Raw genomic sequence first — 15,791 nt, forward strand, 5'->3', positions numbered from 1 at the left:
CGGCCGCACCCTGGCCCTGCGGTTCCGGCGCCTGCACCGCCGCCGCCGCGAGCAGCTGCTACGGCGGCGCCACGCCCTGCAACTGGCCGCGTTACGCCTGCTCCACTGCCAGCAACTACGGTTGGCCCAGTTGCCGGCCCCGCCCGCGCCCGGAACCGTGCGCCTGCTCACGCCCAAAGGCCAAGTGCTGACCGGCCCGCTCAAACCGGGCCAGGAGATACTGTTGCGCCTACCCGACGCGCTGGTGCCCGCCCGCGTGGGCGGCCAGCTGCCGTTGCTTCTGTAGGCTAAAGCGCCGCTTCGCTCCCTCCCTTTCTTCTGACTTACTGCCATGCCCCCCAAATCAACTGCCATTACGTACCGCCAGGCCATCGAGGAGCTCGAAACCATCCTGCGCGCCCTTGAGGCCGACACCGTTGACGTGGATGACCTCACGACCCGCGTGCAGCGCTCAGCCGAGCTTATTCGCCTCTGCAAACTCAAGCTCCGGTCGGCCGAACAGGCCATCGATCAGGTGTTTGAAAATCTCGACGACGACGACGATTCGGAGGACGACCTGGACGAGTAATAATTCCGGGCAGTTCTTCGGCCGGGGCTGGTTTTGGGTATAGCATTTGGCTTATATTTGGCTAAATTCTCTGCTTTCCCTACCCTAACCACACCTATGACCAACGACGACCTGCAACAAGCCAGCACCTGGACCCGCAACTACCGCAACCAGAACACCAGCGGCGTTAATGCCCACTGCCTGCCCGCCGAAACCCTGCAAAACCTACTTGGCCAGAGCGGCTGCGTGGGCGTGCGGGCTTACTACGGGCTCGATGACGCCGGCCAGCCCCAACTGGTGCTGGTAGGCTACGACGCCCAGGACAACGACCTGTTGGCCGGCCCGCCAGTAGCCGCCCGGAGCGCTATGATACAGGACGTAGAGCCGCAGGATGCCGCCTTGGAAACAACGCAACAGCTGGCCACCAATCTACCCATTTGCCCGCCTTGCTGCAGCGTAACCAACGCCCTCAATAGCTGATTCTTTAAGGCCCGCCCGATGCAATCCTGGTTTATCATGCTTTGTAAGATGATGGACTGGCTGGCGTACGGCAGCATGGTGGTTCCGTTCCTTATTGCCCACCGCCGTCGTCATAACCTTACGGGCGGGCTCCAGACGCTACGCTTCGTACCGCTATTTTTGCTCGGCATGTATGGCCTGATGCATATCGCCATCCGGCTCTGGCAGTATAGCCTGCCGGTGAACCATCTCAATACGGTGGGCGAAACGCTGCTTTATCTGAAAGTATACCACGACGAATTCGTTACCCGCCGCGTTAAGCGGTACATCCGGATTACCGCAGCATTTTTTCTGGCATTTGCCGCCTTAGATTCATTTTGGCTGGAGGGTTTTCGCCAGATAAATGCTTACACCAGCCTGTTGGAGAGCATTGTCATACTAGGTCTGGGGTTGTTGTTTTTTGAGCGGGTGCTGATCCGCAAACGTCAGACGTCATTTTTCGACATTCCCATGTTTGCGGCTACCATTGGCATCATGCTTTACCTATCCGGAACAATAGTGCTGTATCTGATATCGAATGATTTGATTGCCAAAAATGATGAGTACAGCAGCCGAATGTTATATTTAACCAGCTCCTGCCTGCTCCTGCTCATGAGTTTGCTGTTCTGCCGGGCCTTCCTGCTGGTACAGCCCGACGATGAACACAAACCAACCACTTCCTGAGAGCCGCTTCTCTTTCGCCTTCCTTTCCCTAACTTACCCTAATGCAACTCAACGACCCCGTTCCCGGCTTCAACCCCAACGCCGGTGCCCCCATCCCGCTCCCGGAAGCTAGGCAGTGGACGGCCAACTACCGCGACGAGCCGCTGACCGACGCCGAAAAAGGCGGCCGCAAACGCATTAACGCTTACTATTTCGGCAACGAGCTGCTGGACCGGATTCAGAGCCAACCGGGCTGCGTGGGGCTGCGGTTTTACATGGGAATCAGCAAATCAAAAGATGCGGATAGTAAAGACGAATCGCAGCTGCTGGTGGTAGGCGTGGACAAGGACGGGCGCGACATCGTGGCCCGCCTAGATATTGATGGCGCTTCGCTCTACGAGGATGGCATCGTGGGCGACGAATCTGCGAAATGCCCAGCCATGTGCGACGTATCAAGTCCGTTGTCTTAGTTGTCGTAGCGTAGTATGGCTGACTGGCAAAGTACTATGCATCTACTTCTCAGAGTAGGTGAAAGTGCCAGCCTTCTGTTATTAGCAATCATGTGGGGCCGAAGGACGAACCTGGGTTCGATCTTTCGGCCCTTATTTAGTTATCTGATAAGCGATGCTGCAATTTATATTATCGGTGCTTTTGCCAGAAAAGTACTACATAATAATATTTTTTGTTTTCATCTATCTACTCTTTGTGACGTTACGTGGCTGACGCTGGTATTTGTTCATTTAGCGTCTGACAAAACGAAAATCTGGTTGAAATTAGGCTGGCTGCTATTCCTCTTTAGTACAGTTGTCAGTGCACTATGGGTTGATGGGCTAACCGTCAACATGAATGTGCTTAGCCGAACGATGGGCAATAGTTTTCTGGTTTTTATGGCTTTCCGTCAGTTAGCTCAGATGGTCCACCGGGAATACTTACTCCCTCCAACCCAAAGCCCGGCCTTTATTTTCTGCGTCACCGTAACCATTTATTATTCTTCCTCGCTATTAGTATTTATTGGGCAGGATTTACCTCGTTATGGCTGGCTTAGCACTTCGGGAATTAATTTTAGTGAGAATTATATTACGAACATGGTTATCGGGTTCTATCCCTTTTTGCGGGCTATTCAATTCGGGCTGCTGCTCCATCTCATCACGCTGTTCCCGCTGGGCGTAGCGCCGCGCCGGGCGTTGCCGCGGTGGCTGCGGTTTCAACTGGGGTGGCGGCCGCCGAGCAAAACATGGCGCTACCGGGTGCTGCCGCCGCACTTGGTCGGTTAAATCCTTATTATCTTGACCCACTGAATTCGATTGGCCTAGTGCCGGCCCGTTATTTTTTATGCCCGACGCGCTACTTCCGCTTGTCCTCGTTACGCCCATCCTGCTCCTGTTGGCCCTGGGCATTGTGGGGTTCGTGGTCCGCTACCAGCGCCGCCTGATTCAGCAGCAGCAGCAAATGCAGGAGTTGCACGTGCAGAGTCAGCAGCAGGCCCTGGAGGCCGCCCTGCTGGCCCAGGAGGAGGAGCGCCGCCGCATTGCCGGCGACCTGCACGACGGCGTGGGCACCACCCTGGCCATTGTCAAGCTCCACCTCAACACTCTCAACCAGCCCGAGCTCACCCAGGAAGCCAGCCTGCTACTCGACCAGGCCATTAACGAGGTCCGGCGCATTTCGCGCAACCTGCTGCCGGCCGCCCTCCAAAAATTCGGGCTGCCCTTTGCCCTCGAAGCCCTGGCCCGCACCATTCCCGCCGACAGCCCCACCCAGGTCAGCATCGAGCAGCTCGGCACGCCCCGCCGCCTCGACCCCCAGTACGAACTGACCGTGTACCGGGTGGTGCAGGAGTTAATGGGCAACGGCCTGCGCCACGCCCACGCCAGCCAGATTATGCTCACCGTTTCCTTCAACCATGAAGACCTGGCCCTGCGCTACGTCGACAACGGCATCGGCTTCGACCCCACCCTGCCCGACCAGCCTCCGCTGCCGGGCGCCCGCACCGGCCTGGGCCTGACCAACCTGCGCAGCCGGGTGGGGGTGTTGCGCGGTACGTTCCAGCACGAGTCGGCCCCGGGCCAGGGCACCAAGGTGTGGATTTCGCTGCCGCTGCCCTATCTTGTTCCTATCCAGCCTTTCGTTTCCCCCTTGGCATGACCATACCTTCCATTCGCTTGGCCGTTGTTGATGACCATATCCTGTTTCGCAAGGGCTTGCGGGCCCTGATTAGTGGATTTCCCGGCATGGAAGTGCTGTTTGAGGCCGGCGACGGCCAGGAACTGCTCGAACACCTCGATAAAGGCATTATCCCCGACGTGATTCTGATGGACCTGCAGATGCCCGTGCTCGATGGGTTGCAAACCGTGCGCCTGCTCCGCACCCAGTACCCGCAGGTGCGCTCCATCATCATTTCTATGCACGATGAGCCCGAGCTGATTGATTCGTTGCGGGCCGAGGGCGCCCACGGCTACCTGCTCAAAAATGCCAGCCCCGAAGAAGTCCTCGGCGCTATCCGCCACGTCATCACCACTGGCCCCGCCGGCAACGTGGCCCCACCGCCGGTAACCTCCGGCTGGCTGTAACGAAGGCAGCCTTAGATAAGGTAGCCGGATGGTTTGTGCCTCGGCTTACCGTTTTAGCTTTATCAGCTTATGCGTTTTCTATACCTGTTTTGCGGTCTGACGTGGCTGCTAACCACGCCGGGCCACGGCCAGACCGTGACGTTCGGGTTGCCGCCCCTCACTGCGCCGCTGCCCAGCACGGCCTTTCACTTCGACCGGCTGGTAGATGCCCGTCCCGACCGTACCCGCCTGGGTAGCGTGCATCGGGGCGTGGGCAACAAGCTGGTATCGGCCGATTTCGGCCAGCCTTTGGAAGCGGAGCTGACGCCCTGGCTGCAACAGGCCTTGCCGGCAACAGCGGCCACCCGCCCGGTGGTGGTGCGCGTGCATACGCTGAGCGTGGGCGAAATCATCACGCCCACCTCGGAAACTGCCGCCGCCGAGCTGGTGATTGATTTTCTGGAGCCCGTTGGGGCCGATGCGTACCGGCTGGTGCTGAGCACGGGCGAGCTGGTAGAAAGCAACGGCATCGACGTTACCAAGCACCACCCGAAAAACCTACGCATCGCCCTCGAACAGAGCCTGCGGAAGCTGGCGGCCCAGCCGGCCGCTTCCGACGCGGCCCCTACGCTTAGCTGGACGCAGGTACTGGCCGGAGTTGATGGCGTGGCCCCCGAGCGTTATCCGGTGCAGCAGCAGCCGCTACGCCCGGGCGTGTACAAGTCGTTTGAGGAGTTTCGGGCCAACGCACCCACGTTGCAGGAAGGGCCGCTGGAAATCGTGAAAACGCCCCGCAAAGGCCGCGAGTGGGCCGGCACCAACAATGTGGAAGCCTACTACCTGTACCTCGACCCCAACCATCAGCGCCGACCGGTGCGCGATGCCTGGGGGCTGAGTGATGGCCAGACGGCTTACATCCGCTACCGTAACCGCTACTTCCCCCTGACGCCCGCTGGCCCCGACTACACGTTCACGGGCTTCCGAATTCCCGACCCCAACGAGCAGTTGGCCGGGGTAGCCCTGGGCGCGATGTTTGGGCTGGCCGGCGCGCTAGTGGCCGCCGCCACCTTGCCCAGCGGCACCCAGCCCCAGCGCTACGACCTGCACCTCACCTCCGGCCGGGTAGTAGCTACCGAGCGTCCCAACACCACTCCCGATGGCTTCGTGCGGGCCGATACCGCCGCCATTTACCTTTACCGTCGCCCCGACGCCCAATCCGGGCAGCCGGTGCGAGTGCAGCTAAACGGCCGGGAAGTGGGCCAGCTGACCGCCGGCAGCTACCTGGCGCTAAGCTGGACCGACCGGCAGCAGCAACTGCGCATCTGTGTTGGTTCGGAGCAGGAAACCTGCCGGGCTTTCGTACCCGATTTTACCACGGCTACTTACCTGGAATGCAGCCTGCCCAGTGCCATCAGTCCAGTCCCGAGCCTGACTCCGGTGGCAGAAAAGGAAGGCGTTTTCTACGTAAAGAAGTACCGTTCGCGCCTGCGGTAGGCCCCCTCCTGCTATTCCAGCTCGGTGGTGGGGTCCCAGAACCGGGTTTTAAAGTCCTGCACTTCATCTTCCACCACCACCACGCCCTCGGCTTCCAGCGCCTGCTGCATGGCCGTGGGCGTGGCGAAGTGCTGCCGGCCCGTGAGCTGCCCGTTGCGGTTGATGACGCGGTGGGCGGGCACGTACGCGGTGGCCGTGTGGGCGGCCATCATGGCCCAGCCCACCATGCGGGCACCGCGCCGCGAGCCCAGGTAATGGGCAATCGCCCCGTACGTCGTGACCCGGCCCGGCGGCACCAACCGCACGACTTCGTGCACTTCCTGGAAGAAATTTCGGTGGGCTTCGGTGGGGTTACGCGGTATCATATGGCAGGAAAGCGAGGTGGTGGAGTGGGTAATAGTAAAGGAACGTTATTCAAAGGATTCCATCCGGCGCAACCTGGGCCTTTTTTTAGTGTCTTACCCCCAATATCCCTTCCGGGGCGCGGCAACTATAAACCCGCAGCCAAGGTGGCGCGTTGTGTAGTTGCGACGGGCCGCCCCAGGCAAAGCCGCCCCGGTAACGCAACCGCTTTCCATGCAGACTCAGGAATACATTGAACCCGAAGTGGCCACTTCCCGCTCGGGTGGGGCAGGCCGTCGCATTTTGTGGCTGGTACTGGCTTTGGCCGTTATCGGCGGCTTGGTCTTCGCCAAAATGAAGTACTTCCCCTCTCCCGAAGCCAAAGGTGGCAAGGGCGGCGGCAAAAGCAAGGCTGGGGGTCCGCCCAAAGCCGGGCCAGCCTTACCGGTGGAAGTGTACGTGGTGGAGGCCACCAACCTTTCCGATGCTGTGGCCGCCACTGGCTCGATACTGGCCGAGGAGTCGGTGATTATTAAAAGCGAAGTAGCGGGCAAAATCACGAGCCTGAACCTGCGCGAGGGCCAGCCGGTGCGCAAGGGGCAGGTGCTGGTTAGCATCAACGCCGCCGACATCCAGGCCGCCCTGCGCAAGCAGGAATACAACATCCGCCTCTTCCGCGACGCGGAAAAGCGCCAGCGCACGTTGCTGGACAAGGAGTACATCAGCGCTCAGGAGTATGAGCAGGCCAACAACCAGCTGCTCACGGCCCAGGCCGACTTGGGCGCGCTACGGGCCACATTAGCCAAGTCTACCATCCGGGCCCCGTTCGATGGCGTGCTGGGCCTGAATACGGCCACCGTGGGCACCTACGTAAGTCCGGGTACCGAGATTACCACCCTCTCCAAGGTGCGGCCGGTGAAGATTGAGTTTACCGTGCCTGGCCGTTTCGCGCGCCTCGTAAACGTGCAGGACCCCATCACGATTACCGACGAATCGTCCAACAACAAGTACAAGGCGAAGGTCTATGCCCTCGACCCGCAGATTGACCCGGTGAGCCGCACCCAAACCGTGCGGGCCCGCTACCCCAACACCAACAATGAGCTGCGCCCAGGCGCTTTCGTGAAAGTGAACCTCGAACTCGGCCAGACGGAAGGGGCGCTGCAAGTGCCTACCGAAGCTGTGGTACCCGAAGCGGCCGGTTACAGCGTGTACCTCATCAAAAATGGTAAAATGGAGCCCCGCAAAATCAAAATCGGAATCCGCTCCAATAAGCTGATCCAGGTAACCGACGGCCTGGCCGTAGGCGACTCCGTGATTCGCACCGGCATTTTGCAGGTAAAACCGGGCGATGCCGTGCGCGTGACCAAATAATTTTCACGCAGTGTCTCGCGTGATAACGCAGTGTTCCGCAGCAAACGACCACCCCGAAACACTGCGTTATCCACCGCGAGACACTGCGTGAAATTCAGCCATGAGCCTTTCTAGCACTAGTATCAACCGCCCCGTGCTTGCCCTCGTGATGAGCTTGGTGATTGTCATTTTTGGCGTTATCGGGTTTCGCTACCTGAGTGTGCGCGAGTACCCCAGCGTTGATCCACCCATCATTAGCGTGTCGGCGTCCTATACCGGGGCTTCAGCCGACGTGATCCAGAGCCAGGTGACGGAGGTGCTCGAAGCGGCCATGAATGGCGTACCGGGCATCAAGAATCTCACCTCCAACTCCCGCGACGGCCGGGCCAGCATCCGGGCGGAGTTCGACCTCGATGCCGACCTGGAAACGGCCGCTAACGACGTGCGCGACAAGGTATCGGGGGTGCAGGGCCGCCTGCCGCGCGACATGGACCCGCCTACCGTGAGCAAGGCCAACGCCGACTCGCAGCCCGTGGTGCTGAGCTACCTGACTTCCGACCGCCGCAGCCTGCTCGAACTCACCGACTACGCCATTAACACGTTGCGCGAGCGACTCCAGACCATTCCGGGCGTATCGGAAATCCGGGTGTACGGGGAGCGGCGCTATTCCATGCGCCTCTGGCTTGATCCGGTGAAGCTGACGGCCCTGGGCGTGAGCCCGGTGGAAATTCAGCAGGCCCTGGCCCGCGAAAACGTGGAGCTTCCCAGCGGCACGGTGCAGGGCCAGGCCACCCAGCTCACGCTGCGCACCATGGGCCGCCTCACGACCGCCGAGGAGTTCAACAACCTCGTTATCCGGCGCGACGAATCCTCGCTGGTCCGCATGTCGGACGTGGGGTATGCCGAGCTGTACCCTGAGAACGACCAGACGATTTTCCGGGTAAATGGGGTGCCGGGCGTGGCGTTGGCCGTTATTCCGCAGCCCGGCTCGAACCAGATTGACATTGCCGACGAATTCAACAAGCGCGTGGCCCAGTTCGGCAAGGACCTGCCCGACGACCTCAAGATAGAGCCCGCCATCGACTACTCCATCTTCATCCGGCAGTCGATTGACGAAGTGGAGCACACCCTGATTGAGGCCTTCGTGCTGGTGGTGGTCATCATCTTCCTATTCCTGCGCGACTGGCGCTCCACGCTCATTCCTATCGTGGCTATTCCAGTGTCGCTGATCGGGATTTTCTTCGTGATGTATCTGCTAGATTTTTCCATCAACGTGCTCACGTTGCTGGGCGTGGTGCTGGCCATTGGCTTGGTGGTAGATGACGCTATTGTGGTGCTCGAAAACATTTATTCGCGCATCGAAGAAGGTGAAGAACCCCGGGAGGCCGCCATCAAAGGCTCCGAAGAAATTCTGCTGGCCGTCGTGAGTACCACGGTGGTGCTGGCGGCCGTATTCCTTCCGGTGGTGTTTCTGACGGGCATCACCGGGCGGCTGTTCCGCGAGTTTGGTATCGTAGTGGCCGGTTCGGTGCTGATTTCGGCCTTCGTTTCGCTCACGCTTACCCCCATGATGTGCTCCCAGCTGCTCCGGCGCGAGGAAACGCACAACTGGTTTTACCGCAAAACAGAGCCGTTTTTTGAACGCCTGATCAATGGCTACAAAAGCAGCCTCGAAAGCTTTCTGCGCAACCGCTGGCTGGCGTGGCTGGTAGTAGCCGGCACGGGCGTGGGCATTTGGTATTTCATGGGTGCCATTCCGGCCGAACTGGCCCCGGTAGAAGACCGCAGCCGTGTGAACGTAAATGCCACCGGCCCCGAGGGTGCTTCCTACGAGTTTATGGACCGGTACATGGACCAGCTAGCCACACGGTTGGTTGATTCGGCGGGCGCCGATATGAGCAGTATGTTCACGGTTACCTCGCCGGGCTGGTCGGGCGGAGCTAACTCGGGCATTGCCCGGGTGCTGCTGAAAGACCCCGAGAACCGCCCCCGCACCCAAGGGCAGGTGGCCGATGCGCTAAGCGCGGGCGTGAAAAACCTCACGGCGGCCCGCACCTCCGTTAGCCAAGACCAGAGTATTGGTTCGGGCGGGGGGGGCGGCCTGCCGGTGCAGTTCGTCATCCAGACTCAGAACTTTGAGAAGCTACGCACGGCCGTACCCAAGTTTCTGGAAGCTGCCCGTCTCGACCCCACCTTCCAGGTTGTGGATGTAGACCTCAAGTTCAACAAGCCCGAGCTTCGCGTGAACATCAACCGCGACAAGGCCCAGAGCTTAGGCGTATCGGTGCAGGATATTTCGCAGACCCTGCAGGCCGGCCTGAGCGGGCAGCGCTATGGCTACTTCATCAAGGATGGCAAGCAGTACCAGATTATCGGTCAGGTGGCCCGCGAAGACCGCAGCCAGCCCCTCGACGTGCGCTTGCTGTCGGTGAAGAGCCGCACCGGCGAGTTGGTGCAGCTCGACAACGTGATTACGCTCACCGAAAGCAGCACCCCACCCCAGCTCTTCCGCTTCAACCGTTATAATGCGGCCACCTTCTCGGCCGCTCTGGCCCCCGGCCAGACGTTGGGCGACGGCATTGCCGCCATGCGGGCCATTGCCGACAAAACCCTGGACGACACTTACTCCACTGAGCTGGCCGGCGCTTCCCGCGACTTCGAGGAGAGCTCCTCGTCGCTGCTGTTCGCTTTCGGCTTAGCCCTGGTGCTGATTTACCTGGTGCTGGCTGCGCAGTTCGAGAGCTTCCGCGACCCGTTTATCATCATGATAACCGTACCGCTAGCCCTGAGTGGAGCGCTACTGAGTCTGTGGTATTTCAACCAGACCTTGAACCTGTTCTCCCAGATTGGTATCATCATGCTCATTGGGCTGGTCACGAAGAACGGTATTCTCATCGTGGAGTTTGCCAACCAAAAAGTGGAGCAGGGCATGGACTATCACCGTGGCCTGATAGAAGGGGCCACAGCTCGCTTCCGCCCGATCCTGATGACGTCGCTATGCGCCATTCTGGGCATTCTGCCCATTGCCATTGCCACCGGCGCCGGCGCCCTGAGCCGCCGCGCCATGGGTATCGGCGTGGTGGGAGGGCTGTTTTTCGCCACCATCCTAACGCTGTACGTGGTACCGGTAATGTATTCTTACTTCGCCACCGCCAAGAAACACCAGTCGGCTGCCGAGCCGGTAGCAGCGTAAGCTGGCGGGCCGTTGCACATACTTCAGTGCGTAGCCCGGCTCTCAGGCCGGCTGGCTGCCAGTTCGTTCAGACCTGCAGACTACGTACCGAAGTCTGAGCCACGGCCAGTCCGCTGGCCCTCGCCTCCCTATTCTTTCGCCTTTTGCTTCCGCATAGTCTCTCCTGAATGTCACTCCGTCACTTTTTGCTTCTGCTGTTTCTGGCCGCGGCTTTTCCGGCACTAGCCCAGCAGCCGGTGTTGCCTTCGCGGCGCGAAACCACCGAAAAGCCCCAGAGCAAGCCCCAAATCGAGCGACCCGAAACCGTGGCTCCGGCTCCGCCCCTCACGCTGGCCGAAGCATTGCGGCTGGGCCTGGAAAACAACTATGCCATTCGGGTTTCGCGCCAGGATGAGCGGGTGGCCGAAAACAATGTGACCCGGGGCAACGCCGGGCAGTTGCCGGTAGTAAACGGCAATGTCGTGCGCAACTTCAACGTCAACAACGTGCGCCAGGAGTCGGCCGCCCGGCCCGAACCCAGCCTGGCCAGCGGGGCCAAATCGAACCAGTTCCAAAGCAACATAGCCGCCACCTGGACCATTTTCGACGGATTGGGCATGTTCATCGCCTACGACCGACTAGCAGCCCTGGAGCAAGGCCAGCGCCAGCTCACGCGAGCTACTATCGAGGAAACGGCAGCTTCCATCATGGATGCGTACTTCGTGGTAGTGCGCGAGTCGGGCAAGATCAACTCACTTGAGGAAGCCCTTAAAATTGGCCAGGCCCGCATCGACCTGACCCAGGCACGGGTGGATGTGGGCGTGAGTGCCAAAGTAGAAGTGCTCACGGCCCGGGTAGACTACAACGCCGACCGCTCGGCCCTAATTCAGCAGCAGGAAGCCCTGCAAACGGCCAAAATCAACCTCAACCGCCTGTTGGGACGCACCCCCGGCACCGACTTCCAACCCCAGGACTCGATTGTTGTGGCCCGCAACTTAGGCCGCAACGAGGTTATCGAGGCCATTGGCCGCCAGAACCCGCGTTTGCTGCTGGCCCGCACCAATACCGAAGTGGCCGACTACGACCGGCGGCTGGTGCGCGCTTCGCGCTACCCGCGGGTGGGCCTCACCAGCGGCTACGGCTACAACCGTAACATCAACAACGCGGCCTTCTTCGGCAGCCAGCTCGTGACTACCACCGGCCGCACGTTCGGCTTCAATTACGGCGTAGTAGCCAGCATCCCGATTTTCGACGGCTTTAACAGGAACCGTTTGGAGCAGAATGCCCGCATTGTGCAGGAGCAACGGCAACTGCAACTCGACCAGACCCGCCTGCAGCTCGATGCCGAGGCGGAGCAGGCTTACGCTCAGTACCAAAACCGGCTGGCCCTGCTGGAACTAGAGGAGTCTAATATTCTGCTGGCCCGCGAAAACGTGGCTATTGCCCTGGAGCGTTACCGCTTGGGGCTGCTTACGCCGCTGGTACTACGCGAGGCCCAACGCACTCAGCTGCAAGCCGAAAACCGTCTGCTAGACATTCGTTACCAAGCCAAACAGGCCGAAATCATCCTGCGTCGCCTGAGCAGCGGACTGGTGCAAGAGCCCACGAGCCAGCAGTAAACGTCTCTGAGACCACCGTTTTCCACGGCTGAACTTTGCCCGTGGAATGGCTAGCCCAAGTTGATCAGCCGACAACTACCTATCCAAGCAGGCAGCTCATCCAGACCGGGTAGCCGGAACCATGCAGGTGCTATTCGTCCGAGAAAACAAACGGTTCGAGGGGATTTGAGCAGGGTCAGGCGAAGAGTATGGCGGAAACAGGAGCCGTCCGCTAATTTCGTTGCGTTATCACCCCTGTGCCACACCTAACGCCCCTGGCATGCGTCCGCTCCTGCTCCTGACTTTGATTATTTTTGTGCTGCTGAACAGCCTGCCCATCAGCATGGAGGCCCGGCCCTTCAGCCAGACCCGGCCCACTATGCGGGCCAAGTCGAAGGGCCAGCACCGGCTGCACCGGCCCAATTACCGTACCTACCGGGCCTACCATTACTACTAATTCGCCTGATCCTTGGCTTAACCAAGCTTACCCGGCCCGCCCCTTAGCAGCTAGCTTGGGAGGCGGGTAGGTTGGTTTCAGGGCCTTTCGGCAACGGGGGCCGTGGCTTTCAGCGCCTGCAGGGCCTCGCGGGTTTTGCGGCGCTTGTCCTTTTCCTTCTCCTCCTCATCGAGCGGCGTTTTCTCAGGACCCTGGAAAAAAGCTAATAGATTCTGTTTTTGCGCTGCGGAAAGATTTTCGAATTTCTTATCGGCCAGCGTGCGCAGCCACTCGCCGTAGGTGGCGTCGGTGAGAGGATACTCGCCGGCGCGGGTGGGCTTGCCGGTGTCGAAGTCGGCGTTGGGTAGCGCGGGTGGAGCGGCTATTGTATCGCGGGGCTGGTCTTTCAGCAGCCGGCAATAATCCTTCATCACTTGGCGAAAACTGCTTTTAAATAGCGCCTGCGCCTCGGGCGTGGGCAGCTTGAAGGCAAAGGGCTTGAGCGGTCCAATTTTGGGCAAAATGCGGATGAAATACGACACAATGCGGGCCCCAAAACCGGGGTGTTCGTACTCGGTGCCGTACTTCTCCTCGTATTCGTGTTGGCTGTCCTTATATACGTATTCGCGGCGGCGGGCCTGAGGCACCTCCTTCCGGATTTCGCTTTTCTTGGATTGCCAAGCGGCGCGGCTGGCAATCGGAATCAGGTTGCGCACTGCGAACCGGAACGAGCCCACGGCCAGATCCACGTTCAGAATTACCTGTCCCAGTTCCAGGCCGTAGGTTTTCAAGAAGGCCCGCTCCAGCACCGGCTTGTTTACTTTGAAGCCGATGGAACGCTGGTAATCGGCGCTACGGTAGCGGCCCGAGGCAACCTGTACCACATCAAACGCAAATTCAAGCTGAGTGTGCTGCACCGGGGCCTCTTCGTAAGTGATACTGTTACCGAACTTGGCCTTCAGCTCGGGATACACGCTGGGCATGGCCTTGTTGGTACCGGCCGGGTGGCCGTTGATATCGGCCGCGTAGTGGGCCAGGGCCCCGAGGGCGAAGGCATACTCGTTGCGACTGTGCGCCTCGGCCAGCAGGTTACGCACGAAGTCGCCGCTGCGCACGTAGTGGGTGAGGTTGGTGAATAGCTCCGAGCCAAACGGGTAGTAGCCCATGTCCTGCAGAATGGAGCCCCCATAAGCATAGCTTTTAGCTTCAATAAACTCCTCCGCGGTAGCACCCGGATAGCGTGCTTTCAGCAGCGGCAGCATACACGGCTCCCAGGTAGAGTCGATGTTGGCCTGGTGAGTAAGCACGGAGTAGGCGGCCGCCGGGCGGCCGCTCAGCAGCCCCAAGAGCAGGGCCGCGCAGAAATACCATTTCAGCATAGGGCGAGAAAGCATGATCGGGCAGGATACTCGACCGTAGCTGCCTGCACTACGCGGCCACGGGAGCCGTGGTTGCCAGCTCGGTCTCGCCCCCACGGCCGGCAAAGTACGCCCGAATTTCAGGTCCGCCAACGGCTGTCGGTAATTCCTTGTTTATCAGAAGCTCAACAAATCATAACCGGAAATAAATGCCCAAAAATACCGGGCAAATGATACCCAAGCTAACTTATGCTGCCAGGGTTATTGACCGCATAGCGTCCGATTGATGCAGGGACAAGCCTTGCTTCCTACTTATCATTTAATCGCCTCAGACAAAACCTGGTGTTACCGTGCAACGCTAAGCGAGGATAGGCTCTGCTCCTACATCGGTGGTGTGTTCCATTGACTTCCAATGCTGAAATAAGCCTTCCTTTAGCTGCCCATTTCCTCGATGCTGAGCTGAAGAGGAGCTAGGAATCGGAGTGTTCGACAGATGGGGCTAAGGAAAACCCTAAGCTCCCTTTTCCCGCCGCAGCTCCTGCACTTCCCGCTCCAAGTCTAGCGTCCGAAACATCACCTTGGCTTCGAGGTCGGTGTAAGCACGTTCCAACTGCTCCTGCAAGAGCTTTTGTTCCGTAACATCGGTGTTGGTGCCGCACCAGCGCACCACTTGGCCGTCTTCATTGCGCACGGGTAAAGCACGGCTCAGAAACCAGCGATATTCACCGTCGTAGCGCCGAAGCGGAAATGTAGCCTCCCAGTCGCGGCCTTCCGCAACGGCTTGCTTGAACCCCTTAGTAATGGGCTCCACGTAATCAGAATGATGCACGGCCTGCCATCCCCAGCCCTGCATTTGTTCGAGTTGGGTCCCGGTGAAATCGAACCAGCGCTGGTTGTACCAGAAGATGGACCCTGTTTCGTCGGCCATCCAGGCCAGCTGCGGAATGACGTTGGCCAGGGTCACAAAATCTTGTTCCCGCTTGCGTAGGGCCAGCTCCTGCATTTTCTGATCGTGGATGTCAGTGCAGGTGCCGAACCATTTCACGATTTCGCCGGCTTCATCGCGCACTGGTAAGGCCTGGCCCAGGAACCAACGGTAACCATCCTCGTGGTCTTTAAAACGGTATTCTATTTCGTAGAAATCACCGGTTTCCAGTGAGTGGCCCCACCGCTGCCGGGCTCGCTGCCGGTCGTCGGGGTGGAGCAGGTTGTTCCACATGTCTGCGCCGACACTATCGGCCAGGGTGTAGCCCGTAAAATCGATCCAGCGCTGGTTGAAGTAAGTATGATAGCCGGTAGAGTCGGTGGTCCAGACCAATTGCGGAATCAGTTCGGACAGAACGTTAAAATCGGTGGCTGGGTCCAGGTCGGTGCTCTTTCCAGCGCGTAACGCCTCCAGGTCGAACACACTCACAATCCACTGTTGTACGCCGTAGTCATCGTACTGGGGGTAGCCCAGGCAGCGCATCAGGCGGTAGTCGCCATCGTGGCGGCGGAAGCGAAATTCAAGCTGGTAGGGCTGCTCCAGTTCCAAGGCCCGCCCCCACTGCTCGGCGGTGCGGGCATAGTCGTCGGGGTGAGTCAGGGCAAGCCACTGGGCACTGAGTTGGCTTATGGAGAGGCCACTGAATTCGAGCAATTGTGGACTGGCGAAAGCAATACTGCCCTGCGCGTCGGTAATCGTTACCATGCCGAACGGTGCATCGGCGGTAGGCAGAACGGAGTGTTGGGCAGCTGAATCGGAGGAATTGACGGAGGCCATGAGCAAACGAACAAAAGAGCGG

The 15,791-nt window shown here is 59.6% G+C and carries 16 protein-coding genes; 13 read left to right on the plus strand and 3 right to left on the minus strand.

Annotation, left to right across the window (positions count from 1 at the left end):
- From CDA63_RS20815 to CDA63_RS09095, 9 genes are all read left to right on the plus strand, one after another.
- On the plus strand, positions 1-286 hold a 286-nt coding region (locus CDA63_RS20815; RefSeq protein ID WP_165768248.1), incomplete at its 5' end, for a hypothetical protein.
- 45 nt (positions 287-331) lie between these two features.
- A complete protein-coding gene (gene xseB, locus CDA63_RS09060; protein WP_088464136.1) occupies positions 332-568 on the plus strand; it encodes an exodeoxyribonuclease VII small subunit in 237 nt (78 codons plus the stop codon).
- Positions 569-664: 96 nt separating this feature from the next.
- Complete coding sequence (locus CDA63_RS09065; RefSeq protein WP_088464137.1) at positions 665-1,027, plus strand: hypothetical protein; 363 nt, start codon at positions 665-667, stop codon at positions 1,025-1,027.
- A gap of 48 nt (positions 1,028-1,075) precedes the next feature.
- Entirely contained in the window at positions 1,076-1,729 is a 654-nt protein-coding gene (locus CDA63_RS09070) for a hypothetical protein (RefSeq protein WP_126546792.1), read from the plus strand.
- Positions 1,730-1,770: 41 nt separating this feature from the next.
- The gene (locus CDA63_RS09075) at positions 1,771-2,178 is read left to right on the plus strand and encodes a hypothetical protein (protein ID WP_088464139.1); all 408 of its coding nucleotides are present in this window, start codon (positions 1,771-1,773) and stop codon (positions 2,176-2,178) included.
- A gap of 15 nt (positions 2,179-2,193) precedes the next feature.
- Positions 2,194-2,982 (plus strand): hypothetical protein, encoded by a 789-nt coding sequence (locus tag CDA63_RS20395; RefSeq protein ID WP_126546793.1) that lies wholly within the window; start codon positions 2,194-2,196, stop codon positions 2,980-2,982.
- A gap of 58 nt (positions 2,983-3,040) precedes the next feature.
- Positions 3,041-3,853, plus strand: coding sequence for a sensor histidine kinase (locus CDA63_RS09085; RefSeq protein ID WP_088464141.1), 813 nt, complete (start codon positions 3,041-3,043; stop codon positions 3,851-3,853).
- The gene (locus CDA63_RS09090; RefSeq protein ID WP_088464142.1) at positions 3,850-4,278 is read left to right on the plus strand and encodes a response regulator; all 429 of its coding nucleotides are present in this window, start codon (positions 3,850-3,852) and stop codon (positions 4,276-4,278) included. Before CDA63_RS09085 ends, CDA63_RS09090 begins: the two co-directional genes overlap by 4 nt.
- 69 nt (positions 4,279-4,347) lie before the next feature.
- Positions 4,348-5,751, plus strand: a complete 1,404-nt coding sequence (locus tag CDA63_RS09095) for a hypothetical protein (protein WP_088464143.1) — start codon at positions 4,348-4,350, stop codon at positions 5,749-5,751.
- An 11-nt stretch (positions 5,752-5,762) separates the two neighbouring features.
- On the opposite strand, the gene CDA63_RS09100 is transcribed toward CDA63_RS09095, so the two are convergent.
- Positions 5,763-6,116 carry an MGMT family protein gene (locus tag CDA63_RS09100; RefSeq protein WP_088464144.1) on the minus strand — a complete coding sequence of 118 codons (354 nt, stop codon included), beginning with the start codon at positions 6,114-6,116 and terminating at the stop codon, positions 5,763-5,765.
- 211 nt (positions 6,117-6,327) lie between these two features.
- Between CDA63_RS09100 and CDA63_RS09105 the strand changes: the two genes are divergently transcribed.
- From CDA63_RS09105 to CDA63_RS20820, 4 genes are all read left to right on the plus strand, one after another.
- Positions 6,328-7,464, plus strand: a complete 1,137-nt coding sequence (locus tag CDA63_RS09105) for an efflux RND transporter periplasmic adaptor subunit (protein WP_088464145.1) — start codon at positions 6,328-6,330, stop codon at positions 7,462-7,464.
- A 100-nt stretch (positions 7,465-7,564) separates the two neighbouring features.
- A complete protein-coding gene (locus tag CDA63_RS09110; protein ID WP_088464146.1) occupies positions 7,565-10,636 on the plus strand; it encodes an efflux RND transporter permease subunit in 3,072 nt (1,023 codons plus the stop codon).
- Between the two features lie 185 nt (positions 10,637-10,821).
- Positions 10,822-12,234, plus strand: a complete 1,413-nt coding sequence (locus tag CDA63_RS09115; protein WP_206780454.1) for a TolC family protein — start codon at positions 10,822-10,824, stop codon at positions 12,232-12,234.
- 259 nt (positions 12,235-12,493) lie between these two features.
- Positions 12,494-12,670 (plus strand): hypothetical protein, encoded by a 177-nt coding sequence (locus tag CDA63_RS20820; protein ID WP_165768249.1) that lies wholly within the window; start codon positions 12,494-12,496, stop codon positions 12,668-12,670.
- A 77-nt stretch (positions 12,671-12,747) separates the two neighbouring features.
- Here the strand turns inward: CDA63_RS20820 and CDA63_RS09120 are convergent, their stop codons facing one another.
- Positions 12,748-14,043, minus strand: coding sequence for a zinc dependent phospholipase C family protein (locus CDA63_RS09120; RefSeq protein WP_088464148.1), 1,296 nt, complete (start codon positions 14,041-14,043; stop codon positions 12,748-12,750).
- A 475-nt stretch (positions 14,044-14,518) separates the two neighbouring features.
- The gene (locus CDA63_RS09125) at positions 14,519-15,769 is read right to left on the minus strand and encodes a PAS domain-containing protein (RefSeq protein WP_088464149.1); all 1,251 of its coding nucleotides are present in this window, start codon (positions 15,767-15,769) and stop codon (positions 14,519-14,521) included.
- Between the last annotated feature and the right edge of the window lie 22 nt (positions 15,770-15,791).

Origin of the sequence: Hymenobacter amundsenii (assembly GCF_002204745.1) — a bacterium.
Classification (GTDB): domain Bacteria; phylum Bacteroidota; class Bacteroidia; order Cytophagales; family Hymenobacteraceae; genus Hymenobacter; species Hymenobacter amundsenii.

Excerpts from the sequence above, each read along its gene's own strand:
- xseB (WP_088464136.1), top strand. The coding sequence starts at position 332 with ATGCCCCCCAAATCAACTGCCATTACGTACCGCCAGGCCATCGAGGAG.
- CDA63_RS09065 (WP_088464137.1), top strand. The coding sequence starts at position 665 with ATGACCAACGACGACCTGCAACAAGCCAGCACCTGGACCCGCAACTAC.
- CDA63_RS09070 (WP_126546792.1), top strand. The coding sequence starts at position 1,076 with ATGATGGACTGGCTGGCGTACGGCAGCATGGTGGTTCCGTTCCTTATT.
- CDA63_RS09075 (WP_088464139.1), top strand. The coding sequence starts at position 1,771 with ATGCAACTCAACGACCCCGTTCCCGGCTTCAACCCCAACGCCGGTGCC.
- CDA63_RS20395 (WP_126546793.1), top strand. The coding sequence starts at position 2,194 with ATGGCTGACTGGCAAAGTACTATGCATCTACTTCTCAGAGTAGGTGAA.
- CDA63_RS09085 (WP_088464141.1), top strand. The coding sequence starts at position 3,041 with ATGCCCGACGCGCTACTTCCGCTTGTCCTCGTTACGCCCATCCTGCTC.
- CDA63_RS09090 (WP_088464142.1), top strand. The coding sequence starts at position 3,850 with ATGACCATACCTTCCATTCGCTTGGCCGTTGTTGATGACCATATCCTG.
- CDA63_RS09095 (WP_088464143.1), top strand. The coding sequence starts at position 4,348 with ATGCGTTTTCTATACCTGTTTTGCGGTCTGACGTGGCTGCTAACCACG.
- CDA63_RS09100 (WP_088464144.1), bottom strand. The coding sequence starts at position 6,116 with ATGATACCGCGTAACCCCACCGAAGCCCACCGAAATTTCTTCCAGGAA.
- CDA63_RS09105 (WP_088464145.1), top strand. The coding sequence starts at position 6,328 with ATGCAGACTCAGGAATACATTGAACCCGAAGTGGCCACTTCCCGCTCG.
- CDA63_RS09110 (WP_088464146.1), top strand. The coding sequence starts at position 7,565 with ATGAGCCTTTCTAGCACTAGTATCAACCGCCCCGTGCTTGCCCTCGTG.
- CDA63_RS20820 (WP_165768249.1), top strand. The coding sequence starts at position 12,494 with ATGCGTCCGCTCCTGCTCCTGACTTTGATTATTTTTGTGCTGCTGAAC.
- CDA63_RS09120 (WP_088464148.1), bottom strand. The coding sequence starts at position 14,043 with ATGCTTTCTCGCCCTATGCTGAAATGGTATTTCTGCGCGGCCCTGCTC.
- CDA63_RS09125 (WP_088464149.1), bottom strand. The coding sequence starts at position 15,769 with ATGGCCTCCGTCAATTCCTCCGATTCAGCTGCCCAACACTCCGTTCTG.